Source organism: Cupriavidus necator (assembly GCF_016127575.1).
Lineage (GTDB): Bacteria > Pseudomonadota > Gammaproteobacteria > Burkholderiales > Burkholderiaceae > Cupriavidus > Cupriavidus necator_D.
Genome location: NZ_CP066018.1, coordinates 2966238 through 2990113, shown reverse-complemented (window position 1 = coordinate 2990113; position 23876 = coordinate 2966238). Strand labels below are relative to the sequence as shown.

Annotated in this window: 21 protein-coding genes; 4 read left to right on the top strand and 17 right to left on the bottom strand. The window is 68.1% G+C overall.

Annotation, left to right across the window (positions count from 1 at the left end; translation table 11 throughout):
* Positions 1-143 precede the first annotated feature (143 nt).
* A complete protein-coding gene (locus tag I6H87_RS13985; RefSeq protein WP_010809419.1) occupies positions 144-998 on the top strand; it encodes an endonuclease/exonuclease/phosphatase family protein in 855 nt (284 codons plus the stop codon).
* Between the two features lie 30 nt (positions 999-1028).
* Here the strand turns inward: I6H87_RS13985 and I6H87_RS13980 are convergent, their stop codons facing one another.
* The 5 genes from I6H87_RS13980 to surE are packed head-to-tail and all read right to left on the bottom strand — an operon-like array spanning position 1029 to position 5617.
* Positions 1029-1865 (bottom strand): 3'-5' exonuclease, encoded by an 837-nt coding sequence (locus tag I6H87_RS13980; protein ID WP_011615627.1) that lies wholly within the window; start codon positions 1863-1865, stop codon positions 1029-1031.
* Positions 1862-3040, bottom strand: coding sequence for an RNA polymerase sigma factor RpoS (gene rpoS / locus I6H87_RS13975; protein ID WP_011615628.1), 1179 nt, complete (start codon positions 3038-3040; stop codon positions 1862-1864). The genes I6H87_RS13980 and rpoS overlap by 4 nt, the downstream gene beginning before the upstream one ends.
* 6 nt (positions 3041-3046) lie before the next feature.
* Positions 3047-3907: a peptidoglycan DD-metalloendopeptidase family protein gene (locus I6H87_RS13970; protein WP_058697189.1), complete on the bottom strand. Its 861-nt coding sequence runs from the start codon at positions 3905-3907 to the stop codon at positions 3047-3049.
* Between the two features lie 8 nt (positions 3908-3915).
* Positions 3916-4836, bottom strand: a complete 921-nt coding sequence (locus I6H87_RS13965) for a protein-L-isoaspartate(D-aspartate) O-methyltransferase (RefSeq protein WP_011615630.1) — start codon at positions 4834-4836, stop codon at positions 3916-3918.
* A 28-nt stretch (positions 4837-4864) separates the two neighbouring features.
* Complete coding sequence (gene surE / locus I6H87_RS13960) at positions 4865-5617, bottom strand: 5'/3'-nucleotidase SurE (RefSeq protein WP_010814245.1); 753 nt, start codon at positions 5615-5617, stop codon at positions 4865-4867.
* A gap of 207 nt (positions 5618-5824) precedes the next feature.
* On the opposite strand from surE, the gene I6H87_RS13955 reads away from it, so the two are divergent.
* On the top strand, positions 5825-6799 hold the full coding sequence (locus tag I6H87_RS13955; RefSeq protein WP_010814246.1) for an NADPH:quinone oxidoreductase family protein: 975 nt from the start codon (positions 5825-5827) through the stop codon (positions 6797-6799).
* Between the two features lie 205 nt (positions 6800-7004).
* Here the strand turns inward: I6H87_RS13955 and I6H87_RS13950 are convergent, their stop codons facing one another.
* Positions 7005-8063, bottom strand: a complete 1059-nt coding sequence (locus I6H87_RS13950) for a porin (RefSeq protein ID WP_037024946.1) — start codon at positions 8061-8063, stop codon at positions 7005-7007.
* A gap of 220 nt (positions 8064-8283) precedes the next feature.
* Here I6H87_RS13950 and I6H87_RS13945 point away from each other — a divergent pair, with 220 nt between their 5' ends.
* Positions 8284-8958: a response regulator gene (locus tag I6H87_RS13945; RefSeq protein ID WP_010814248.1), complete on the top strand. Its 675-nt coding sequence runs from the start codon at positions 8284-8286 to the stop codon at positions 8956-8958.
* Positions 8955-10373, top strand: coding sequence for a sensor histidine kinase (locus I6H87_RS13940; protein WP_010814249.1), 1419 nt, complete (start codon positions 8955-8957; stop codon positions 10371-10373). Before I6H87_RS13945 ends, I6H87_RS13940 begins: the two co-directional genes overlap by 4 nt.
* Positions 10374-10451: 78 nt before the next feature.
* Here I6H87_RS13940 and I6H87_RS13935 read toward each other — a convergent pair whose 3' ends face one another.
* From I6H87_RS13935 to I6H87_RS13885, 11 genes are all read right to left on the bottom strand, one after another.
* A complete protein-coding gene (locus tag I6H87_RS13935; protein ID WP_010814250.1) occupies positions 10452-11243 on the bottom strand; it encodes an ABC transporter permease in 792 nt (263 codons plus the stop codon).
* 30 nt (positions 11244-11273) lie between these two features.
* Positions 11274-12086 (bottom strand): ABC transporter ATP-binding protein, encoded by an 813-nt coding sequence (locus I6H87_RS13930; RefSeq protein ID WP_010814251.1) that lies wholly within the window; start codon positions 12084-12086, stop codon positions 11274-11276.
* 133 nt (positions 12087-12219) lie between these two features.
* On the bottom strand, positions 12220-13263 hold the full coding sequence (locus tag I6H87_RS13925) for an ABC transporter substrate-binding protein (RefSeq protein WP_010814252.1): 1044 nt from the start codon (positions 13261-13263) through the stop codon (positions 12220-12222).
* A gap of 180 nt (positions 13264-13443) precedes the next feature.
* Entirely contained in the window at positions 13444-14460 is a 1017-nt protein-coding gene (locus I6H87_RS13920) for a Bug family tripartite tricarboxylate transporter substrate binding protein (RefSeq protein ID WP_011615631.1), read from the bottom strand.
* 48 nt (positions 14461-14508) lie between these two features.
* Positions 14509-15477: a hydroxymethylglutaryl-CoA lyase gene (locus I6H87_RS13915; protein WP_010814254.1), complete on the bottom strand. Its 969-nt coding sequence runs from the start codon at positions 15475-15477 to the stop codon at positions 14509-14511.
* Positions 15474-16670 carry a CaiB/BaiF CoA transferase family protein gene (locus tag I6H87_RS13910; protein WP_010814255.1) on the bottom strand — a complete coding sequence of 399 codons (1197 nt, stop codon included), beginning with the start codon at positions 16668-16670 and terminating at the stop codon, positions 15474-15476. The genes I6H87_RS13915 and I6H87_RS13910 overlap by 4 nt, the downstream gene beginning before the upstream one ends.
* Positions 16671-16847: 177 nt before the next feature.
* Entirely contained in the window at positions 16848-17753 is a 906-nt protein-coding gene (locus tag I6H87_RS13905; RefSeq protein WP_010814256.1) for a LysR family transcriptional regulator, read from the bottom strand.
* Positions 17754-17829: 76 nt separating this feature from the next.
* Positions 17830-18444, bottom strand: coding sequence for a recombination mediator RecR (recR, locus tag I6H87_RS13900; RefSeq protein ID WP_010814257.1), 615 nt, complete (start codon positions 18442-18444; stop codon positions 17830-17832).
* Positions 18445-18452: 8 nt separating this feature from the next.
* A complete protein-coding gene (locus tag I6H87_RS13895) occupies positions 18453-18785 on the bottom strand; it encodes a YbaB/EbfC family nucleoid-associated protein (RefSeq protein ID WP_010814258.1) in 333 nt (110 codons plus the stop codon).
* A 70-nt stretch (positions 18786-18855) separates the two neighbouring features.
* The gene (locus I6H87_RS13890) at positions 18856-21138 is read right to left on the bottom strand and encodes a DNA polymerase III subunit gamma/tau (protein WP_041687440.1); all 2283 of its coding nucleotides are present in this window, start codon (positions 21136-21138) and stop codon (positions 18856-18858) included.
* A gap of 120 nt (positions 21139-21258) precedes the next feature.
* Positions 21259-23742: an adenosylcobalamin-dependent ribonucleoside-diphosphate reductase gene (locus tag I6H87_RS13885; RefSeq protein ID WP_010814261.1), complete on the bottom strand. Its 2484-nt coding sequence runs from the start codon at positions 23740-23742 to the stop codon at positions 21259-21261.
* Between the last annotated feature and the right edge of the window lie 134 nt (positions 23743-23876).

The window sequence follows — 23876 nt, the reverse complement described above, 5'->3', positions numbered from 1 at the left end:
CGCGGCTGCCGGCGTTTCTTGTGGGGAGGACACGGCTTGGGACATCAGACGAAACCTGACATATTGTTTTGTGAAAGCGGGATTGTATGCCAGACCGGGCCGGCATCGGCGGCTGCTTCCCGGCGACGTGACGGAGACGGCAAATGGAACTGATTTCCTGGAATATCCAATGGGGTCGCGGCGCCGACGGGCATGTCGACCTGGGCCGGCAGGTCGACACCTTGCGCGGCATTGCCGATGCCGACGTCATCTGCCTGCAGGAGGTCACGCGCGGCTTCGGTGAACTGCGCGGCAGCCCGGGGGAAGACCAGGTGACGGAGTTGACTGCCCTGCTGCCCGGCTACCACCTGCTCTACGCGCCTGGTGTCGACCGGCGCACCGCCACCGGAGGACGCAAGCAGTTCGGCAACCTCATCGCCACGCGCCTGCCGGTGCGCGAAGTCTTCCGCCACGCCCTGCCCTGGCCGGCGGACCCGCAAGTGGCCTCGATGCCGCGCGTGGCGCTGGAAGCCTCGGTCGAAGTCAGCACCCGGCGGCTGCGCGTGATCTGCACGCACCTGGAGTATTACTCATCACACCAGCGCGCCGCCCAGGCCGAAGCCTTGCGCACCTGGCACGCCGAAGCCTGCGACCATGCGCGCCGCCCCGGCCGCAGCGAGAAATGGCCGGGCCCGTTCACGCCGGAGCCGCGCCCGGCCGAGGCCGTCCTGTGCGGCGACTTCAATAGCAAGCCTGACGATATCGCCTACCGCCGTGTGCTCGAGCCCTTTGACGATGCCACGCCGCCCTGGCGCGATGCCTGGCTGCACACACACCCAGGCCAGCCGCATGCGCCGACCTGCGCCCTGTACGACAAGGAGCAATGGCCGGAGCCGCCGTTCGCCTGCGATTTCATGTTCGTGACCGAGAATCTCGCCGGGCGGATCCGGCGCTGCGAGGTCGATGCCGATACGGCCAGCTCGGACCACCAGCCGATCCTGCTGTCGCTGGATTTGTGAATTCGTGTCGGCGGCGCGTCGCCGCCGTGCTCAGTCGAGGTCTTCGGCTTCGGGCGTGAGACGCTGCAGCCGGAATGCCTGCAGGTATTCCATCCACTGCTCGCCGGGCAGTTCGGCCAATGACTCCTGGACGAACTCCATCTCGATGTCGAACTCGCGCGGCGACATGCCGCCGCGCATCAGCTGGAAGCGGCAGTACATCAGGTAGGTGTTGACGACGTCGGTCTCGCAATAGGCGCGGATCTCGTCGAGCTGGCCGGCCTGGAACGCCTGCCAGACCTTGCTGCCGTCCATCCCCAGCTTGCCCGGGAAGCCGCACAGCTTGGCCAGGTCATCCAGCGGCGCGCTGGCGCGGGGCTGGTACATCGCCAGCAGGTCCATCAGGTCCAGGTGCCGCATGTGGTAGCGGCTGATGTAGTTGTTCCACTTGAAGTCGCGGCTGTCGTCGTCGCGGCCCTCGCCCATCTCCCAGTAGCGCGGCGCGGTGACGCCGTTGACCAGGCCGCGATAATGCAGCACCGGCAGGTCAAAGCCGCCGCCGTTCCATGAAACCAGTTGCGGGCTGTAGCGCGCGATCAGTTCATAGAACTTCTGGATCAGCGTGGCCTCGCCGTCTTCCGGCGTGCCGAGCGAGCCGACGTGGAACACCGCCGAGCCGTCGCGGTGCGTGCGGCGCAGCACGCAGGAAATCGCGGCGATGCGCTGCAGGTAGTGCGGGAGAAAATCGCTGCCGGTCTTTTCGCGGCGGGCGGCAAACGCATGCTCGGCGACTTCGGCGTCGCTCATCGCATCGGGATGGTCATGCAAACGGCGCAGGCCGGCAACATCGGGAATGGTCTCGATGTCGAATACCAGCACAGGGGTCATAGAACAGCGTCCTTCCTGACACCTTGCGAAGCGAAATGCCGCTTGAGCTTGACCAGCGCCTCCTGCTGGATCTGGCGCACGCGCTCGCGCGTGAGGCCCATTTCCTCGGCCAGCTCTTCCAGCGTGGCGGGCTCGATATGGTTGAGGCCGAAGCGGCGCTCCACCACATAGCGATGCTTTTCCGACAGGCGCGCCAGCCAGAGCTTCATCAGCCCTTCCAGCTCGCGGTGCGCCACCTCCTGGTCGGGGGCGGCGTTGTGCTCGTCGGAGAGGAAATCCAGGAGGCTCGAGCCGGGATCGAGATCGAACGGCGTATCGAGCGAGGTGGTATGTTCGTTGAGTGCCAGGACGTCCTGCACTTCGTCCGGCGTCTTGCCCAGCAGGTGGGCGATGTCTTCAAGGCTGGCGTCGCGCCCGTCGGTGCCGCCCTTCTCCAGATGGCGCTTGGCGCGCAGCACCTGGTTGAGTTCGCGGATCACGTGGACCGGCAGGCGGACCGTGCGCGCCTGGTTCATGATGGCGCGCTCGATGCTCTGGCGGATCCACCAGGTCGCGTACGTCGAGAAGCGGAAACCGCGCGACGGATCGAATTTTTCAATCGCGTGCATCAGGCCCAGGTTGCCTTCCTCGATCAGATCGAGCAGCGGCACGCCGCGATTGAGGTAGCCCTTGGCGATACTGACCACCAGCCGCAGGTTGCGCTCGATCATGACCTGGCGCGCGGCAAAGTCGCCGTCCTTGGCCAGCGTGGAGAAATGCAGCTCTTCCGGGGCCGACAGCAGCGGCTTGATGCTGATGCGGTTCAGGTAGTGCTGGACGGTGTCCGCAGCCAGCTCGGTATGCAGCACGGTGCGGAAATCATCATGCTCGGGGGCGGCACTGTCGGTGCCATTTTCCGCGCTCTCTTCTTCCTCGTCTTCCGACTCGTCCTCGTCGTCGTCGCGCACGATGCGCTCACTGTCGTCGGCAAGCAGGTCGGCCTCGCGCAGGCCCACCGAAGTGGACGTGGCGATGGGCTCGTCGGTCACGGGAATCAGTTCGGCGGCGAGATCAGGCTCGAAGCCTTCAGCATCGGCGCGCGCGTCGGGATGTGCCACACCAGCCTTCACTTCCGGCTGCTTGGGACGGCGAGCCCTGCTTACGGTTCCGGAGGAGACAGTTTTCTGGCGTGGCATGAACCCTCACTGTGGCGGCAGGTACCGCATCGGATCAACCGGTTTTCCGTTCTTGCGGACTTCGAAGTGAAGCTTTACCCGGTCGGTATCGCTGTTGCCCATCTCCGCAATCTTCTGGCCTTTTCGGACCGCGGATTGCTCAGCCACGAGCACCTTGTCGTTGTGCCCGTAAGCAGTAAGAAATGTCTCATTGTGTTTGATGATGACAAGATTCCCGTAGCCGCGCAAGGGGCCAACGTGAATCACCCGACCATCGTCCGCGGCCAGCACCGCATCGCCCTTCTTGCCCGCAATATCGATGCCTTTATTACCCTTGTCGTCGAATTTCCCGACCGTCTGGCCGGTTGCCGGCCAGGCCAGCTTCATCGAGCCATCGGTGACCGGCGCGGCGGCCGCGGCGGGCGCGGCGGGCGTTGCCGCAGGCGCCGAAGCGGCCGCGGCCGGAGGCACCGGCGTGGCGGCCGGGCGGGCCTGGTCGATCGGCTGCGCCTGCACCGTGCCCGGCGCCACCGGCATGGTGGCCACGCCGGGCGCAGTGTTGACGTCGGCACCCGGCGGCACGATGCGCAGCAGCTGGCCGACCTCGATCTGGTTCACATTGGTCAGGTTGTTCCACGTTGCCACATCGCGATACGACTGGCCGTTCTCCAGCGCGATTCGGTAAAGGGTATCGCCTCGCTTGACCCGATAGTATCCGGGGGGTGCCGGTTCCAGCGTCGCGGCCGTGGTACCGGAAGTGGAGGTACGGTCAACCACAGGTGCCGGCATCGGCGAATTGGCGCAGGCGGCCAGCAGGGCCGTCAGCGCCGAGGCCGCAAAAAGTTGTCCGGCGCGTGCGAAATATTGCGATTTCACGATGTTGTGCATAGTTCGACTCAGATGGTGCCCGATTTTAAGGGCACAAAGAAAACGGCTTCAAGCGCGGTTCTGTGAAATCGATGGCGGTTGCGCCGCTCGATCAGCAACAGCTGCTGCGTGACGGTCTGGCCTGGCACGCCCGCCGGCGGCATCACCGCCACCGGGGCGATCAGGCGCCCACCGATGGCCAGCTGCTCCAGCAGCGCCTCGGGCACCTCCATGCCGGCCGCGGCCAGGATGATGGCCGAAAACGGCGCCGCCTGGGGCAGCCCCAGCATGCCGTCGCCGTAGTGCAGGCGCAGGTTGGGCACGCGCAGCGGCCGCAGGTTGGCCTTGGCCTGCTCGTGCAGCGGGCGGATGCGCTCGATCGAGAAGACCTCGCGCGCGACCTGGCTCAGCACCGCGGCCTGGTAGCCGCAGCCGGTGCCGATCTCGAGCACGCGCTCCAGCGGCGCGTCGGCGGCCAGGCCCTCGCGCAGCAGCTCGATCATGCGCGCCACCACCGACGGCTTGGAAATGGTCTGCTGGTGGCCGATCGGCAGCGCGGCGTCCTCATACGCCTGCGATGCCAGTCCCGGCTCGACGAACAGGTGGCGCGGCACGGTGGCAATGGCCGACAGCACGCGCTCGTCGCGGATGCCCGCGGCACGCAGCCGCGCCGCCAGCGCCGCGCGCGCGCGTGCCGAGGCCATGCCGCCGCCGCCCGCGGTGGCCGCCGAGGCGCGTTGCTCGACCGCGCTTGCAGGCACCGGCGCGGGCGCCGGTGCGGCGGTGCGCGGCAGGCGCGGCTTGGCCGGCTTGGCTGGCGCCGGTGTGGGCGCGGCCGGCCGCGGCGTGCCCACGGCAGGCAAGCCGGCGGTGCGGGCCGGTGCGGGCTTGCGCTCGACTACCGCATCGAGCGGCAGCGGAAACTTGTTGCGAGGGGGCGTGGTGCTCATCGGGGGCGCGACACTGCGGATCGGTGGCCTACTTCAACCACTGGTCGAGCGCGTCGAGCTGCCCGCGGTGCGTCAGGTCGAGCTGCAACGGCGTGAGCGAGACATAGCCCGCCGCAGCTGCATGGAAATCGGTACCCTCGCTGGCATCGCGCGCATCGCCCGCCGGGCCGATCCAGTAGTTGGTGTCGCCGCGCGGATTGACCTGCGTGATCACCGGCTGCGACGGATGGCGCTTGCCCAGGCGCGTGGCACGGTAGCCCTTGATATGTTCGAACGGCAGGTTCGGGATATTGACGTTGAGCAGGAACGGCTCGGCCGGCGGCGTGCCGATGATGCGCTCCACCACGGTGCGCGCCACGCGTGCCGCGGCGTCCAGGTGCTCCCAGCCCTTGTCCACCTGCGAGAAGGCGACCGACGGAATGCCCAGCAGGTAGCCCTCGATGGCGGCGGCGACGGTGCCGGAGTACAGCACGTCTTCGCCCATGTTCTGTCCCTGGTTGATGCCGGACACCACCAGGTCGGGTTTCTCTTCCAGCAGGCCCGTCAGCGCGATATGCACGCAGTCGGTCGGTGTTCCGTTGACGAAGCGAAAACCTTTTTGCACGCCTTCGCGCGCTTCGTAGATCGACAGCGGCCGCTGCAGGGTCAGGGAGTTGGAGGCACCGCTATGGTTCTGCTCCGGCGCGATGACCGTGATCCGGCCCAGCGGCGCGAGCGCGGCATGCAAAACGGCCAGTCCCGGCGCGAGATAACCGTCGTCGTTGGCGAGAAGGATATGCATGGCGCGATTGTACCTGAGCGCGCGCGCGCAAGCGGCCCCTGCGCCGCCCTGAAAGCACGTTTCTGGCGCTGTATGCAGGCCGCAAATAACCACCTCCATAGCTTGGACATGGAACAGAACGACCGTGCTATTTCTACGCTACACTTGCCCTGCCCGCCCGCATAAGCTTGACTGGCGTGAAATGCCACCAACATCACCGGAGACAAGATGAAAGCCGTACTGTGCAAAGCCTGGGGCCCGCCCGATTCGCTGACCATCGAAACCCTGCCTGACCTGGTGCCGGCCAAGGGCGAAGTGGTCATCGACGTCAAGGCGGCCGCCGTCAACTTCCCGGATGTGCTCATCATCCAGAACAAATACCAGGCCAAGCCTGCCCTGCCGTTCAGCCCGGGCTCGGAGCTGGCCGGCGTGGTCAATGCGGTCGGCGAAGGCGTCACCCACGTCAAGCCCGGCGACAAGGTGATCGCCTACCTGGGCAACGGCGCGTTCGCCAGCCAGGCCAAGGCGCCTGCGGCGTCAGTGGTGCCGATGCCGCCCGGCATCGACTTCGAGACCGCGGCGGCGTTCACGCTGACCTACGGCACCTCACACCACGCGGTCATCGACCGGGGCGAGCTGAAGGCCGGCCAGACCATGCTGGTGCTGGGCGCGGCCGGCGGCGTGGGCCTGGCGGCGATCGAGATCGGCAAGGCCATCGGCGCGCGCGTGATCGCCGCCGCCTCGACCGACGAGAAGCTGGCGGTGTGCAAGGAGCACGGCGCCGACGCGCTGATCAACTACAGCACCGAGGACCTGCGCGAACGCATCAAGGCGCTGACCGACGGCAAGGGTCCGGACGTGATCTATGACCCGGTGGGCGGCATCTATGCCGAACCGGCCTTCCGTTCGATCGGCTGGCGCGGCCGCTACCTGGTAGTGGGTTTTGCCAACGGCGAGATCCCCAAGCTGCCGCTGAACCTGGCGCTGCTCAAGGGCGCCTCGCTGGTGGGCGTGTTCTGGGGCGACTTCGTGCGGCGCGAGCCCAAGGCCAACCAGGCCAATATGGCGCAGATGCTGGGCTGGATGAAGGAAGGCAAGATCCGCCCGCATATCTCGGCGCGCTATCCGCTGGAGCAGGCTCCGCAGGCGCTCAAGGACATGGAAGCGCGCAAGGTCACCGGCAAGATCGTGATCGTGCCCTGAGCGGCACGCACGCCGGCGGCGCGCCCTGCCCGCCGGTAAAAGAAGGGCGCAAGGCGTGCGGCTACGCCCTGCGCCCGGCTGAGGCAACGCGCCTCAAGCTGCCAGCCGCCCTCGATGGCGCACACCCATGCGCCAGGCGGCCGGCAGTTCCCAACAGGCCGATGAGGCCATTCCGGCCATTCAGGCCATTCAGGCCGCCCCTTCCTCAGAAGCGGTGCTGCAGGCCGGCCATGACGCCGGTCTGGTTGTTGGCGAAGCCGACCAGGTCGCGCGAGACGCTGACGTTCTGCCCGTTGCGCGCATCGGCATAGCCCACCGACAGGTAGGCCAGCGTGCGCTTGGACAGCGCGTACTGGCCGCGCAGCGAGAACAGGATCGGGTCGGCGTTGTTGCCGCCCTTGATGTTCTGCTTGTAGACCGCGCCGTACAGCGTGAAGGCCGGCGTGAAGTCATAGCTGGCGCCGCCCCAGTACATGTCGCTGCGGTCCGTCGCCGCGCCGGTGGTGAAGGTGCGCTTGTAGTTGCGGTAGCCGGCAAACAGCTTCAGGTCGCCGAAGTCATAGCTGGCGCCGGCATGGATGCCCTGGATGTAGTCGGTGCTGTCGGCCGGCGTGGTGCTGCTGCCGGCGCCGTTCTGGCGGTCCCAGGTGGCGGCCGCGGCAAACTTGCCGGCGCTGTAGCCCACCCCCAGCGCGTACTTGGACGAGCTCTTGAAGTCCCCCGCCACCTCGCCCATGGCCACGGTGGCGCCCAGCTTCAGGCCGCCGAAGCTGCCGTCATAGCGGACCGCGTTCGAGGCGCGCGAGAACAGGCCGTCCTTGCGGCCGCCGGTGGCGGTCGACGAAGTAGCCCACGAATAGGCCGGCGCGTAGCCCATCGGGTCGAACGGCAGCATGAAGTCGTAGGTCGTGGTAAAGGTGCGGCCCAGCACCACCTGGCCGTAGCGGCTTGCCAGGCCCACCGTGGCACGGCGATCGAACAGCGTGTTGTCGGTGTCCAGCCTGCCGGTGTCGATGGCGATGCCGCTTTCCAGGGCGAAGATCGCCTTCAGGCCGCCGCCCAGGTCTTCGCTGCCGCGGATGCCCCAGCGCGAGGTGTTCTTGCCGCCCGAGGTCAGCTTGACCGCCGAGCCGTCCGGACCCGCGTGGCTGACATATTCGATGCCGGCGTCCACCAGGCCATACATGGTCACGCTCGATTGGGCGGATGCCGATCCGGCCGCAGCCAGACCCATCGCTGCGAATGCCATTGCCCTACGCTTCATGCTATCTCCTTGCTTGTGCTTGTTGTGTGAATCATTAGCCGGCCGGATGGTAGGGGACGCGCACTTTCAGTTCGCTTTCGGAATGCAGGCTTTTCGCGGGCACGGCGCCGCTGCGGGATTGGGGGTTTCCCTAGCTTCTAAGCCGGCGCACTTCCCTGTATCTGTCTGGCCTCGGCCGTTCCGGCCGGATTTCCGTATTGCCGCCTGACTGCCCTGCCCCATGCGTATCCTGCTTGCCGAAGACAACGTGATGCTGGCCAATTCCCTGAGCCAGGCCCTGGGCCAGGCCGGCTTCACGGTCGACTGCATGCACGACGGCCGCAGCGCCGACAACCTGCTCAGCACGCAGGACTACGCGCTGCTGATCCTGGACCTGGGCCTGCCCGGACTGGACGGCCTGGAAGTGCTGCGCCGCCTGCGCCAGCGCCGCAACCCGCTGCCGGTGCTGATCCTGACCGCGCACGGCTCGGTCGAAGACCGCGTGCGCGGCCTGGACCTGGGCGCCGACGACTACCTGGCCAAGCCCTTCGACCTGTCCGAACTGGAAGCGCGCGCCCGCGCGCTGATCCGCCGTGCCCACGGGCATGAGAGCACGCAGATCGCCTGCGGCCCGCTGCACTACGACAGCGTCAGCCGTGCCGTCCTGCTGCACGGCGAGCTGCTGCCGCTGACCGGGCGCGAACGCGCCGTGCTCGAGGTGCTGCTGCTGCGCGATGGGCGCGCGGTGAACAAGGCGGCGCTGTCGGAGAAGATCTTCGGCATCGACGAATCGGTCAACCCGGATGCAATCGAGATCTACGTGCACCGGCTGCGCAAGAAGCTCGACGGCAGCGGCGTGGCCATCGTCACGCTGCGCGGGCTGGGCTATCTGCTCGAAGCGCGGCCGGCGGCATGAGGCTTCCACGACAGGCGCCCAGCCTGCGCCTGCAGCTGTCGCTATGGCTGCTGCTGCCGCTGATGGCCCTGCTCGCCTTCGATGCGTGGCTGACCTATGAGCGCGCCATGTCTGCCGCGCATATCGCCTTCGACCGCACGCTGGAGGCGTCGCTGCGCGCAATGCGCGAAGGCATCCGCCTGCGCGAGGGGCGGCTCCAGGTCGACGTGCCAAACCTCGCGCTGGAACTCTTCGACGACCAAGCCGGCCCGCGCATCTTCTACCGCATCCGCGACGAGGACGGCGCAACCGTGACCGGCTACGACGACCTGCCGATGCCGGCCGAGGCGCCGCTGCGGCTGTACCGCACCGAGTTCTACGACACTGTCTTCCGCGAGCACCCGCTGCGCATGGCGGCCCAGGCGCTGCCGGTGCACGACGTGGGCTCGGCACGCACGCGCCTGGTGTGGGTGCTGGTGGGCGAAACCATCGAGCCGCGCCAGCTGCTGGCGCGCGACATCCTGATCGGCTCGCTGCTGCAGGAGCTGATGCTGGTGACGCTGGCGCTGGGCATCGTCTGGCTCGGCGTGCGGCGCGGGCTGCGGCCGCTGAACCGGCTCTCCGACACGGTGGCGCGACGCGGCACGCAGCTCGACCCGATCGAGCAGAAGGACCTGCCCGCCGAGATGAAGCCGCTGGTGCAGGCGCTGAACCAGTACATGGACCGGCTCCACGGCATGGTGCAGGCGCGCAAGCGCTTCTTTGCCGATGCTGCGCACCAGCTCAAGACGCCGCTGGCGATCATCCAGGCGCAGTCCGAGCTGGCGCTGCGCGAGCGCGACGCTGAACGCGTGCGCGAGCATATGCGGCTGCTGCACGGCACCGTGCGCCATGCCTCCAAGGGGGTACAGCAGCTGCTGTCGCTGTCGCGGCTGGAGCCTGATGCGGGCTATATGCCCACGCTCGGGCCGCTGCGGCTCGATGCGCTGGCGCAAGGCGTGGCACTGGACTGGGCGCCGGTGGCGCGTGGCAGCGAGGTCGACCTGGGCTTCGAGCAGGAAGGGTCGGTGGAGGTCGCCGGGCAGGCGGAGCTGCTGCAGGAGCTGACGGGCAATCTGATCGACAACGCGATCCGCTATGCGGGGCGCGGTGCGGTGGTCACGGTGCGCGTGGCGCTGCACGGCGGCGTGCCGCGGCTGCAGGTGATCGACAACGGCCCCGGCATTGCTCCGGCAGAGCGCGATGCGGTGTTCCGGCGCTTCTATCGCGGCGAGAGCGGACAGTCCGTGGAAGGGACCGGGCTGGGGCTGTCGATCGTGCGCGAGATCGCGCGGCTGCATGGTGCAGCGGTGGAGCTTGCGGATACGCCCGGAGGCGGGCTAACGGTGTCTGTAAACTTCAGCGCTGCCGGCCACAAACCCGAGACTTGCTCTTGACCGCTTGGGCGCCCCCTCTCCCGCAAGCGGGAGAGGGGGCAAACCGCCGGCCAGCAACGCTTACCGGCAAGTCCTGCATCAAAGCTTCTCCGTCTCCCCGCTCTTCGGCTGCCACTTCATCAGCCGCTTCTCACCCATGCCGACCATCCAGTCCAGCACCAGCGCAAACGCCGTCAGCACCACGATGCCGGCAAACACGGTATTGATGTCGAAGGTGCCTTCGGCCTGCAGGATCAGGTAGCCCACGCCGCGCGCCGAGCCCAGGTATTCGCCCACCACCGCGCCCACGAAGGCCAGGCCCACCGAGGTATGCAGCGACGAGAACACCCAGCTGGTGGCGCTGGGCAGGTAGACATGGCGCAGCAGCTGCTTCTGGTTGGCGCCCAGCATGCGCGCGTTGGCCAGCACCACCGGGCTCACTTCCTTGACGCCCTGGTAGACGTTGAAGAAGACGATGAAGAACACCAGCGTCACCGCCAGCGCCACCTTCGACCAGATGCCCAGGCCGAACCAGACCGCGAAGATCGGTGCCAGGATCACGCGCGGCATCGAGTTCATGGCCTTGACGTAGGGGTCGAGGATGGCCGAGGTCATCGGGCTCAGCGCCAGCCACAGGCCCACGCCCAGCCCCGCCACCGTGCCGATGCCGAAGGCCAGCACGGTTTCGATCAGCGTCACGCCCAGGTGCAGGTAGATATCGCGCTCGACGATAAACCAGCTCCAGATGCGCTGCGCCACCATCAGCGGTTCGCCGAAGAAAAAGGCAACCTGCTGCGAGCGCGTGGCCATATGCCACACGCCGAGGATCACCACCAGGACGAGCAGCTGCCAGACGCGCAACATGCCCTTGGAATCAGTACGGAATGCCATCGGGATTCAGGTCTTGTTAGGTTGGAGGGCTCACGCCACCTTGCGCTGCTGGGCGTAGCCCTTGAGCACTTCCTCGCGCAGCACGTCCCAGATCGCGGCGTGCAGCTCGACAAAACGCGGATGGTTGCGGATCTCGGCCACGTCGCGCGGGCGCGGCAGGTCGATCTCGAACTCGCCGATCGGGTGTGTGCCGGGGCCGGCCGACAGCACCACCACACGGTCGCTCATGGCAATGGCCTCGTCCAGGTCGTGGGTGATGAAGAGCACGGCCTTGCGCTTGGCGGCCCACAGCTCCAGCACCTCGTTCTCCATCAGCTGGCGGGTCTGGATATCCAGCGCCGAGAACGGTTCGTCCATCAGGATGATGTCCGGGTCCAGCACCAGCGTCTGCGCCAGCGCAACACGCTTGCGCATGCCGCCCGAGAGCTGGTGCGGATAGCGGTCGCCAAAGCCGCCCAGGCCCACGCGGCGCAGCCATTCCTCGCCCTGCTGCACGGCCTCGGCGCGCGCCACGCCGCGGAACTCCAGGCCGGCGACGACGTTGTCCAGCGCGCTGCGCCAGGGCATCAGCGCCTCGGTCTGGAACATATAGCCGGCGCGGCGGTTGATGCCGCGCAGGGGCTCGCCGAACACGCGAATCTCGCCGCTGGAGGGTTCCAGCAGGCCGGCGCCGACGTTGAGCAGCGTGGATTTGCCGCAGCCGGTGGGGCCGACCACGGAGACGAATTCGCCGGGCTGGATCGACAGCGTGACGTCCTGGACCGCGGTATAGCGCTGGCTGCGGTCATCGCGCGAGACAAAAGTGCAGGTGACCTTGTCGAGGGAAAGTGCGGGAGTGCTCATGGTGAACCGTCTCGGTCCCGCCGTGGCGGCGCCGGGGGGCGCGGCGCGGGCGGGTGATGATGGATTGGCCGTCAAGGATTCAAAGCAAAGGCCCGCTGCGGACAGCGGGCCGATGGCATCGACGGCGAGGGTCTTACTTGTACTTGGCGTTGGCCTTCTGCACGAAGGCGTTGGTGTAGGTCTCTTCCAGCTTGACCGGCTTGCCCTTGAGCTCGGCGTCGAACTGGCTCAGCGCGTTGAACGCGGTGCGCGGGCCGTCGGCCGGCATGGTGCCGTCCGGCGAGATCGCTTCCTTGACCTTTTCCCACGCGGCCAGGTACAGCGCGCGGTCACCCAGCAGGTAGCTTTCCGGCACAGTCTTGACGATGTCCGACGGGCCCGCCTTCTGCAGCCACTTGAGCGCGCGCACCATGGCATTGGTCAGCGCCTGCGTGGTGTTGGGGTTCTGCTGGATAAACGCCTGCGACGCATACAGGCAGCCCGACGGCATGTTGCCGCCGAACACGGCCTGGGTGTCCTTGAGCGTGCGGGTGTCCGAGGCGATGCGCACTTCGTTCTTCTGCGTCAGCATCGAGATCACCGGGTCCAGGTTGGCCATCGCATCGATCTGGCCCGAGCGCATCGCTGCCACCGCACCGGCGCTGGCGCCCACGCCGATGAACGACACGTCCGAAGGCTTCAGCCCGGACTTGGCCAGCACGAAGTTGGCCATCATGTTGGTCGACGAACCCGGCGCGGTCACGCCGATCTTCTTGCCCTTCAGGTCGGCGATCGACTTGAAGTTGGGCATGGTCTTGTTCGACACCACCAGCACGATCTGCGGGGCGCGGCCCTGCAGCACGAATTCCTGGTAGCGCTGGCCCTTGGCCTGCAGGTTGATGGTGTGCTCGTAGGCGCCCGAGACCACGTCGGCGCTGCCGCCCACCACGGCCTGCAGCGCCTTGGCACCGCCGGCGAAGTCGACGATCTCGACGTCCAGCCCTTCTTCCTTGAAGTAGCCGAGGCGCTCGGCAATGGTCAGCGGCAGGTAATAGAACAGGTTCTTGCCGCCCACCGCGATGGTGACCTTGGTCTTCTCGGGCTTGCCCTGTGCCTGCGCCTGGCCGAAGGTGAACCAGCCGGCCAGGAACAGCGCCAGCGCGATCAGGAATTGCTTCCAGAATTTCTTGTTATACATGCGAGATCTCCTACCCGTGTGGACTGGCGCTGCGGCGACATGCGCTCGAAGGGGGCGCGCCGCGGTGCGGCAAATTGCGATGCTACCGGACGGTGCGATGCACCGCATCGGTATCAACACCTAGCAAACCCGCCAGCATAACGCCCTTACCTTTCGATCACCTTGCCGCAGCCCGCGCCATCATTCCGCGTGGATGTCGGCGGACTTGATCACCTTGCCCCAGCGCGCGAGTTCCGCCTTCTGGTACTGACCCAGCTGCTGCGGGTTCATGTACTTGGCCTCGGCGCCCAGGTCCTCGGCCTTCTTGCGGAAGGCTTCGGTGCGCATGATCTTGTCGATTTCGCCAGTCAGCTTGTCGATCACCGGCTTGGGCGTGCCTGCCGGTGCGTACATCGCGAACCACGACGACACGTCCAGGTCGGGGTAGCCGGCCTCGGGCGCCGACGGCACGTCCTTCAGGCTGGGCAGGCGGGTCTTGCTGGTCACCACCAGCGGACGCAGCTTGCCGGCGGCGATATGGGCCATCAGCGGCGGCGGCGTGGTGATGGTCAGGTCCACCGAGCCGCCCAGCAGGTCGGTCATGGCCGGACCGGTACCCTTGTAGGGCACGTGCGTGATTTTCGTGCCGGCCATCTGGTTCAGCAGCTCGGTCGAGACGTGCTGCAGCGAGCCGTTGCCCGACGAGGCGTAGTTGAGCTTGTCCGGATTGGCCTTGGCGTAGGCCACCAGTTCCTTCAGCGACTTGACCGGCAGGCTCGGGCGCACCACCAGCACCTGCGGCGCCGACAGGATGTTGGCCACCGGCGCAAAGTCCTTGACCGGGTCCCACGACAGGTTCTTGACCAGCAGCGGCGTGATCACGTGGAAGCCCGAGTACTGCAGCATCAGCGTGTAGCCGTCCGGCTTGGCCCGCGCCACCAGTTGCGCGGCGATGCTGCCGTTGCCGCCGGGACGGTTGTCCACCACCACCGGCTGGCCGAGCGCCTTGGACAGCGGTTCCGCAATCATGCGCGCCGCGATGTCGGTGGTGCCACCGGCCGCGGCCGATACCACCAGCGTCACCGGACGGGCGGGATAGGTACCGTCCTGCGCCAGGGCGACGGGCGCGAACCATGCCGCACCGAGTGCCGCCAGCGTGGCGGCTACGGCCTTGCGCCGTGCGGGCATGGCGGACTTGCGTTGAAGGGCTTGCTTCATGAGGGTCTCCGTTATCTGTTGGATGTGTTGTTCTTGTCTGGGTGCCGGCTATGCCTGCCCGGCGAAATGCTCCGCCATCCAGGCCGGCGGCTGGTGCGTGCGCAGGCGCGGGCCGGCGCTCAGCAGCTGGCTGTGGAGGTCGCGCCCGACCAGCGCCGGCATGCCGGCCACCACCTCGAGCAGCGCGCCCAGGTCGACGCCGGTCTTGACGCCCATGCAGTCGAACATGTGGACCAGGTCTTCGGTGCTGACGTTGCCACTGGCACCGGGGGCGTAAGGGCAGCCACCCAGGCCGCCGGCGGCCGCGTCGAAGCGCGTCACGCCGGTCTGCCAGGCAGCCAGGGCATTGGCCAGGCCCATGCCGCGGGTGTTGTGCAGGTGGATGGTCAGGCCGGTATCGGGCAGCGCGGCCTGGAAGGCCTCGCACAGCGCCGCGACCTGGTCCGGGTAGGCCATGCCGGTGGTGTCGCACAGCGTGATGCCGTCCGCGCCGGCCTCGGCGAAGCGGGTGGCCAGTGCCATCACCGCGGCGCTGTCGACCTCGCCCTCGAAGGGACAGCCGAACACGGTCGACAGCGAAATATTGACCGGCACTCCGGCGCCGCGCGCCGCCTCGATCATCGCCAGCAATTGCGCTTGCGACTGCTCGCGCGTCATGCGCAGGTTGGCGCGGTTGTGGGTCTCGCTGGCCGACATCACCAGGTTGACCTCGTCCGGCCGGCACGACAGCGCACGCTCCAGCCCGCGCAGATTGGGCACCAGCGCGGTGTAGCGAACGCCCGGGTGGCGCCGCATGCGGTGCATCAGTGCCTCGGCGTCGGCCAGCGCCGGGATGGCGCGGGCCGAGGTGAACGAGGTGGCTTCGATGCGGGCAAAGCCGCAGGCCGACAGCGCGTCGAGAAAGGCGACCTTGGCATCGGTCGGCACCACCACCGGCTCGATCTGCAGGCCGTCGCGCGGCGCGACTTCGTTGATCTCGACGCGGGCGGGACCGCTCAGTTTGGTGGCGGCGCTCATGCGATCACCTTGCGCGCACGCAGGTCGGCGATGGCGGCGTCGTCGAAGCCTGCCTGCTTCAGCACCGTATCGGTATGCTCGCCGAGCGTCGGCGCGCGGTCATGGATCTCGCCGGGGCTGGCCGACAGCTTGGGCACCACGCCCGGCACTTCCACCGTGAGTCCGCCGGCCGAGGTCACCGACTCGATCACGCCGCGGGCGCGGTAGTGCGGGTCTTCGGCAATGTCCTTGACGGTATAGATGCGGCCCGACGGCACCTGCGCGTCGCGCAGCAGGGCCAGCGCCGAGTCCACCGTCTGCGTGCGGGTCCAGTCGGCGATGGCGGCATCGATCTCGTCGACGCGCTTCACGCGGCCATCGTTCTGCGCCAGCGACGGATCGTCGGCCAGGTCGGGCCGGCCGATGGCCAGCATCATGCGCTTGAAGATGGCGTCGCCATTGGCCGCCACCAGCACGTATTCGCCGCTGGCACAGGGGTACGCGTTGGACGGCGCGATCCCCGGCAGCGCGCCGCCGGCGGGCTGCCGCACCGCGCCAAAAGCCGAGTATTCCGGCAGCAGACTTTCGCTCAGGTTGAACAGCGACTCGTACAGCGCCACGTCGATGACCTGGCCTTCGCCGCCGCGCGCGTCGCGCTGGTACAGCGCCAGCAGCACGCCCATGGCGCCGTGCAGGCCGGCGATGGTGTCGCCCAGCGACAGGCCGGCGCGCACCGGCGCGCGGCCGGGCTCGCCGGTCAGGTGGCGCAGGCCGGCCATGGCTTCGGCCACCGCGGCAAAGCCGGGCTCATCCTTCTTCGGCCCGGTCTGGCCATAGCCCGACACGCGCAGCATGATCAGGCGCGGGTTGTCGGCATGCAGCACGTCCCAGCCCAGGCCCCACTTCTCCATGGTGCCGGGGCGGAAGTTCTCGATCAGCACGTCGGCCTCGGCGGCCAGCTTGCGCACCAGTGCCTGGCCTTCCGGCTGGCGCAGGTCGATGCAGATCGACTCCTTGTTGCGCGACTGCGCCTCCCACCAGACCGAGGTGCCTTCATGCAGCATGCGCCATTTGCGCAGCGGGTCGCCCTGCCCCGGCGGCTCCACCTTGATGATGTGGGCGCCAAAGTCGGCCAGGGTCTTGGCGGCAAAGGGGCCGGCGATGAGTTGTCCGAGTTCGAGGACGCGAATGCCCTCGAGGATCTGTTGCGCCATGGGGTGTCTCCGTGCGATGCGGTGTCTTGTTGCAGTGCGGCAAGCCCAATGACTGGCTTGTCATACATTGCGTTCGAACGGAGTGTGCCCCAGCAGGGGGCCTGCCAGGAATCGGCAATCGGAGAAGCGGGCTTTCTCGGAACGCGAAAGGCTGCGGAGCCGCTCAGCGCGGGCGCGTCAGAACGGCGCCCGGTCCCCGCACAGGTGGGTGATCAGCAGACGGGCCGAGACTGTCAGCCCGGCCGGGTCGCGCAGCCCGATCAGCAGCGAGCGGCGCGCCCAGGCGTCTTGCAGCGACACCAGCGACAGCCCCATCGACTTGACGTGCGGCTCGGCAGCGATGCGCGGCAGCACGCCCACGCCCAGACCGGCCATCACCATGCGGCACATGGCATCGAAGCTGCGCACCTGGATGCGCAGCCGGAACGGCCGGTCGAGCCGGCTGCTCTCCTCGAGCAGGCGCGCGGCCAGCGAGGTTTCCTGCGGCAGGCTGACGAAGTCGAATTCCAGCGTATCGGCATAGTGCACCGGGCCGCGCGCGGCCAGCGGATGGTTGGGCGGCGTGATGATGACCAGCTCGTCCTGCCGGTACTCGATCGTCATCAGCCCGGCCGCGGGGGTGCGGTCGGCAAAGATGCCCACGTCGGCGCGGTTCTCGACCAGCGCGGCGACGATATCGCGGCTGTTCTGCTCTTCCAGCTCGATGCGGATGGTGGGATGACGCTGCATGAACGACGCCAGGTCGTCGGGCAGGAACTGCGTGATCGCCGAGGTGTTGGCGCACACCCGCACCTGCCCGCGCACGCCCGAGGCGTAGTCCGACATCACGCCGGCCATGCGTTCGACGTCCTGCAGGATGGTCAGCGCATGGTGGAAGCAGGCCTGGCCGGCCTCGGTCAGCTGCACGCCGGCGGCATGGCGGAAGAACAGCGGCGCGCCGACCGCGGTTTCCAGGTCGGAGATGCGCTTGCTGGCGGCGGCCACGGCCAGGTGCGACTGGCGCGCGCCGGCCGAGATGCTGCCCTGCCGGGCCACGGCGACGAACAAGCCAAGCGTGACGAGATCGAAGCGGGCCAGGTTCATGGGAGAGGCAGGCGACTGAAGAAGGCGGAAGAACGCGGTGACCGGCGCGCGGGCAATCGGCCCCGCGCGATCGTGCTCAGAGGTTGCGGCGGTCCATCACCGCACGCGCGATGGTGCCGGCATCGACGTACTCCAGCTCGCCGCCCACCGGCACGCCGCGCGCCAGGCGCGACACCTTGAGGCCGCGCGCCTTGAGCATTTCGCCGATGTAGTGCGCGGTGGCCTCGCCTTCGCTGGTGAAGTTGGTGGCGACGATGACTTCGCCGACCGGGCCGCCCAGCTCGGGCTCGGTGGCGCGCGCGAGCAGCCGGTCAAGATGGATCTCGCGCGGGCCGATGCCGTCCAGCGGCGAGAGCCGGCCCATCAGCACGAAGTACTTGCCGCGGTAGGTCAGGGTCTGCTCGATCATGACCTGGTCGGCCGGGGTTTCCACCACGCACAGCACCGAGGCGTCGCGGCGGTCGTCCAGGCAGGTCTCGCAGATCTCCTGCTCGGTGAAGGTATTGCAGCGCTGGCAATGGCGGATATGGTCCGCCGCGCCGCGCAGCGCATCGCCCAGCTTGCGCGCGCCCTCGCGGTCGTGCTGCAGCAGGTGGTAGGCCATGCGCTGGGCGGACTTGGGCCCGACGCCGGGCAGCACCCGCAGCGCTTCGACCAGTGCCTGCAGCGAGGTCGGGGACGATGCCTTCACAGTGGCGTTCAGAACGGCAGCTTGAAGCCCGGGGGCAGCGGCAGGCCCGAGGTCATCGAGCCCATCTTTTCCTGCGAGGTGGCTTCGGCCTTGCGCACGGCGTCATTGAAGGCGGCGGCGACCAGGTCTTCCAGCAGGTCCTTGTCTTCGCCCTCGGCCAGCAGGCTGGGGTCGATGGTGACGCGCTTGACGTCGTTCTTGCAGGTCATGACCACCTTGACGAGACCGGCGCCGGACTGGCCCTCGACCTCGATCTGGGCCAGCTGCTCCTGCATCTTCTTCATGTTTTCCTGCATCTGCTGGGCTTGCTTCATCAGCCCGGCGAGTTGACCTTTCATCATGATGGAATGCTCCTGGATTCGGTAAGAAATTCGGTGAAGTAAGTTCGGTAAAGCAAACGCAGGCCGCGGATCAGGCGGCGCGCGGCTGGATCGAGCCCGGCACGATCTGGCCGCCAAAATCGCGCAGCAGGCCCTGGACAAAGGGATCGGCCTCGATCACGGCCTCGGCTTGGCGCTGGCGCTCGGCGCGCGCCTCGGCATCGGCGGCCGCGGCCGTGATGGAAACCCCGCCGACTTCGCAGACCACGCGCACCGGCTCGCCGAAGTGGTCGCACAGCGCCTGCTGCAGCCGCTCGGACACGCCGTTCTCGCCCAGGGCCGCGACCGGGATGCGCAGGTGGAAGGTACGTCCGACCACCTGGGTCAGTTCGCTCTGGTAGGCCAGCTGCTGCGCCAGGCCCTTCAAGGGCAGGCCGGCGGCCAGCACCGGCCATTCGCCGGTGAAGGCCGGCGGGGTGCCATCCTCGCCCGCTGCTGGCGGGCGCGGGGCGACGAACTTGGCGGACTCTGCCGGCGCCGCGGCTGGCTGCACCGGAGCGGTCTCGCGCGCCGGCTCGGCCTCGCGCGCGGGCGCCCGGCGCGGCCCGGCGGCACGCGCTGCCGGTTCGTTGAAACCGTTGTCGCGGTAGCCAGGATCGCTGTCATAGGGGCCGATGACCGGCAGGTCAGGCGGCAGCTCTTCCCACGGCGGCACATCGCTGCCACCCGCCAGCTCCCAGGGCGGCACGGATTCCGGCTCCGCCTGGCGCGCGGCGGGCCGTGCCGGCGCTGCCGGCGACTGCATGGGCGCCTTCGCAACCGGTGCCGGCGGCCGACTCACGGCTGCCGCGCCGGGCGCGCGCAAGGGTTGGGCCGGCGGGCGCTGCGCGGCAGCCGGCGCTGGCGCCATGGCCGGCGGCGGCGCCTTGCGGCCGCCCCCACGGGCAGCGGAAGCCTGGCGGGCGGCCGCCAGCGCGGCGGCGGCGGGCGACATGGCCCCGTTGCCGGCGCCAGCGGCCGGCCGTGCCGGCGCAGCTTCAGGGGATGCAGGGACAGCGGCAGGTGCGGCAGCGGGTTCAGCCACTGCCACGGGCTGGACCGCCCGTGCGGGCATAGGGGCAGGGACCGGGGCCGCCGCAGCACCGGCCTTGGCCTGTTCGGCGGCATTGGCCACAGCCGTCGCATGGCGGGTATCAACGGTTTGCGCGGCTTCGGCACCACGCTGGCGCGCAGGCGCGGCACCACCGCCCTGCCCTTGCGCCGTAGTGGGTTCAGACGACGGCCGGAACGCCAGCATGCGCAGCAGCGTCATGGTGAAGCCGGCGTACTCGTCCGGCGCGAGCGCCAGCTCGCTGCGGCCGAGGTTGGCGATCTGGTAGAACAGCTGCACTTCCTGCGCGTCGAACACCCCGGCCAGGCGCCGCACCTCATCGGCTTCGGGCCATTCGTCCTGCACCGAGGCCGGCACGGCCTGCGCCAGCGCCACCTTGTGCAGCAGCGAGCCCAGGTCCTGCAGCGCGCCGGCAAACGACAGGCTGCGGTCGGCCATGGCATCGGCAATCGCCAGCATGGCGGCGCCGTCCTCGGCGGCCAGCGCATCGAGCAACTGCACCAGGTAGCCCTGGTCGATCGCGCCCAGCATGCCGCGCACCGCGTCTTCCGAGACCTGGCCCGCGCTGTAGGCGATGGCCTGGTCGGTCAGCGACAGCGCATCGCGCATCGAGCCGTGCGCGGCCTGGGCCAGCAGGCGCAGCGCATTGCCGTCGTGGCCGATGCCTTCCTGCGCCAGAATATGGTCCAGGTGCGAGACGATATGCCCCGGCGGCATCTGCTTGAGGTTGAACTGCAGGCAGCGCGACAGCACCGTGACCGGAATCTTCTGCGGATCGGTGGTGGCGAGAATGAACTTGACGTGCCCGGGCGGCTCTTCCAGCGTCTTCAGCATGGCGTTGAAGGCGTGGTTGGTGAGCATATGCACTTCGTCGATCATGTAGACCTTGAAGCGCCCGGAGGTCGGGGCGTAGACCGCCTTGTCCAGCAGCTGCGCCATCTCGTCGACGCCGCGGTTGGAGGCGGCGTCCATCTCGATGTAGTCGACGAAGCGGCCGCTGTCGATCTCCTGGCAGGCCTTGCACTGCCCGCACGGCTGGGCGGTGATGCCGCCGTTGCCGTCAGGGCCGGTGCAGTTCAGGGCCTTGGCCAGGATCCGCGACAGCGTGGTCTTGCCGACCCCGCGCGTGCCGGTGAACAGGTAGGCATGGTGCAGCCGCTGCTGTTCCAGCGCGTGCGTGAGCGCGCGGACCACGTGCTCCTGGCCGACCAGCGTGGTGAAATCCCTGGGGCGCCATTTGCGCGCTAGAACTTGATAACTCATGGCGGCGATTGTAGCAAAATGCAGCCCCCCTCCGGCCGCCGCCGCCCCGACCTCGCGGTCTTTATTCGCCACGCGCCGCGCGGGCTGGCTCCGGTGGCCGCAACCAGCCCGCGGCGTGGCTCAGCCGCACTCGCCCACGTAGCCGCAATTAGCGCATTTGGCGCATCCGTCGACCTTGTGCAGGGCGTGCGCGCCACACTCCGGACACGGCTTGCCGGTGCCGACACCGGGGGTGCCGGGGGCTCGGACCGGGCTGGCGAGATCCGCCCCGGCATCCGGCGCCTGCCCCCCGCCTTCGCGCTGGGCCAGCCTGGCCGCCAGCGCGGCTACCGGCACCTGGCCGCCCTCGGCATCCAGGAAGCCGCGCTTGATCAGGATGCGCTGCAGCGCGTAGCTGAGCGCGGCCACTTCGGAATCATGGAAGCGCGGCACCTCGGTACCGTCCTGGCGCAGCAGCGTACCGTAGCGCACCGTGCCCTTGTCCCACACCACGTTGCGCATATCCGCCAATGCCTTGGCCACCGAGCCGCCAGAGCGCGCCACCATCGACAACAGCCGCATGGTCGAGGTGATCCACTGCTGGCCCTCGCTGCGCTGCCCCGCCGGCATGAAGAACTCCACCGGGCGCTCGATCTCCACCGGCTTGCCGTCGGCAACGCCGGCGACGCGCATGAAGTTGACGGTCAGGTAGACGGTCTTGTGGCCCTCGTAGGTCAGGTATTCGACCTTGGACGTCACCCCCTCCAGGTCGCCCACCGGCCGGCTGCCGAAGGGGCGAACCAACGGATTATCGTCGGCCACGGCAGCGGGAGCCACCGCCGGCGCCTCTACTGACAGCACGGCCCCCAGTACCGAATTGGGGCGATAGGTCGCCAGCCCCTTCAGGCCGGCCTTCCACGCCTCCAGGTACAGGTTGCGGAAGGCTTCGTACGGATAATCCTCCGGCACGTTGACGGTCTTGCTGATGCTGGTGTCGATATACGGCTGCACCGCTTCCAGCATCCGCATATGGTCCAGCGCCGACATCTGCAGCGCGGTGACGAAGGCATCCGGCAACTGGGCCATGTCGGCCCCCATGTGACGGTAAAGCCGCCAGGCATGATCCGCCACCTCGAAGCTGCGGTAGCTGTTGTCCGGCATCCGCTTCTTGCGGTTATAGGTCCACGAGAAGGCGGGCTCGATGCCATTGGACGCATTGTCGGCAAAGGCCAGCGTGATGGTGCCGGTGGGTGCGATCGACAGCAGGTGCGAATTGCGCAGCCCGTTGCGCGCAATGGCATCGCGCAAGCGTTCCGGCAGCCGGCCGGCAAACCCGCTCTGCAGGTAGGCGTTGGCATCGAACAGGGGGAAGGCGCCCTTCTCCACCGCCAGTTCGGTCGACGCCAGGTAGGCATCGTCGCGCATGCGTTCCGAGATCCGCGCCGCCAGCTGCCGCGCCGGCTCGGTGTCATAGCGCAGGCCCAGCATCACCAGCGCGCTGCCCAGCCCCAGGAAGCCCAGCCCGACGCGGCGCTTGGCGTGGGCCTCGGCCTGTTGTTCGGGCAACGGCCAGAAGGTCACGTCGAGCACGTTGTCGAGCATGCGCGTGGCCACGCGCACCACTTCGGCAAAGGCATCGAAATCGAATTCGGCCTGCGGCGAGAACGGCTGGCGCACGAAGCGCGTCAGGTTGATCGAGCCCAGGCAGCAGCAGCCATAGGACGGCAGCGGCTGCTCGGCGCACGGGTTGGTGGCCTCGATGCGCTCGCAGTAATAAAGGTTGTTGTCGGCGTTGATCTGCGACAGGAACAGGATGCCCGGCTCGGCATGGTCGTAGGTGGCCTGCATGACCTGGTCCCACAGGTTGCGCGCTGGCACGCGCCGGTACACCCACTGGCCGTCGTCGCGGCGATAGGCGCCCGCGGCGATCATGTCGGCACCCGGCTCGGCCTCATGCACCAGTTCGACCTCGCCGTCGGCCTGCACGGCCTGCATGAAGGCATCAGTGACGCCGATGGAGATATTGAAGTTGCTGAGGTCGCCCTTGTCCTTGGCGTGGATAAAGCTCTCGATATCCGGATGGTCGCAGCGCAGCACGCCCATCTGCGCGCCGCGGCGCGCGCCGGCGGATTCCACGGTGGCGCACGATGCATCGAACACCTTCATGAACGACACCGGCCCCGAGGCGCGCGAATGCGTGGCCCGCACCAGCGCGCCGGCCGGTCGGATCGCCGAGAAGTCATAGCCCACGCCGCCGCCGCGGCGCATGGTTTCGGCGGCCTGCGCCACCGCCGTGTAGATGCTGGGGCGGCCTTCGCGCGGCTCCGACACCGAATCGCCCACCGGCTGCACGAAACAGTTGATCAGCGTGGCCTGGATGCCGGTGCCCGCCGCCGAGTTGATGCGTCCGGCCGGCACGAAGCCGTTTTCCTGCGCCCACAGGAAGCGCGCGCTCCAGGCCTCGCGCTGGTCCTCGGGTTCGGCCTGGGCCAGCGCGCGCGCCACGCGTTGCCTGACATCGGCAATGCTGCGCTCTTCGCCCTTGGCGTATTTCTCGATCAGGACTTCGGTGGAGATTTCCTGCGGCGCCAGGGCGCCGCGAATGATCTGGTCGTTTGCGTTCATGTATTGGCTCACCACGGTCTGGGTCGGTGAATGGTCGGGCCGCCGCGGCCCGCGTTACCTGCGCCAGATCAAGCCGACGCATTTGCCGCGGGCAATGACCCACCACTGCAAAGGGCATTCAACGCAATTTCTCC